1 protein-coding gene is annotated in these 949 nt (G+C 66.8%); it reads right to left on the reverse strand.

Features of this window, described 5'->3' with window-relative positions:
- Positions 1 to 871: electron transfer flavoprotein subunit alpha/FixB family protein (locus AC1DY5_RS57085; protein ID WP_478122949.1), on the reverse strand; the 871-nt coding region annotated here is incomplete at its 3' end.
- Positions 872 to 949 lie beyond the last annotated feature (78 nt).

Consider the following 949-nt stretch of genomic DNA (forward strand, 5'->3'; position numbering starts at 1 on the left):
TCGTCCTTGTTGATCGCCACTCGTCCTTGTTGATCGCCACGATCACCTTCGAGTCCTTCATGCCCGCCAGATGCTGGATCGCGCCCGAGATGCCGCAGGCGATGTACAACTGCGGCGCGACGATCTTGCCGGTCTGGCCGACCTGCCAGTCGTTCGGGGCGTAGCCTGCGTCGACGGCTGCGCGGCTGGCGCCCAGGCCCGCGTTGAGCTTGTCGGCCAGCGGCGCCATCACTTCCTGGAACTTCTCGGCGCTGCCCAGGGCCCGGCCGCCCGAGACGATGATCTTGGCGGCCGTCAGTTCGGGGCGCTCGCTCTTGGTGACCTCGCGGCCGATGAAGCTCGACTTGCCGCTGTCGGCGACGCCGTCTACGGYCTCGACCGCTGCACTGCCGCCCGTGGCCGCTGCCGCATCGAAGCCCGTSGTGCGCACCGTGATCACCTTGATCGCATCGCTGCTCTGCACGATCGCAATSGCGTTCCCGGCGTAGATCGGTCGCTCGAAGGTGTCGGGGCTGTCGACCTTGGTGACATCGCTGATCTGCGCCACGTCGAGCAGGGCGGCCACGCGTGGGGCGACGTTCTTGCCGTTGGCGGTCGAGGGGAACAGGATGTGGCTRTAGTTCTTSGCGATCGCSAGCACCTGGGCGGCGACGTTCTCGGCGAGGTTCTCGGCCAGGGAGGGGCTGTCGGCGACGATCACCTTGGCAACGCCTGCGACTTGAGAGGCGGCCTTGCCGGCTTCGGCGGCGTTGGCTCCGGCCACCAGCACGTGGACGTCGCCGCTGGCGCAGGCAATGCCCGCGGTCACGGTRTTGAGGGTCGCCGGCTTCAGCGTGGCGTGGTCGTGTTCGGCAATAACAAGTACGGTCATGATCAGATCACCTTCGCTTCGTTCTTGAGCTTGTCCACCAGCGTGGCAACGTCAGGCACCTTGATGCCGGCGCCGCGC

This window comes from Variovorax sp. P4_D9 (genome assembly GCF_056401695.1).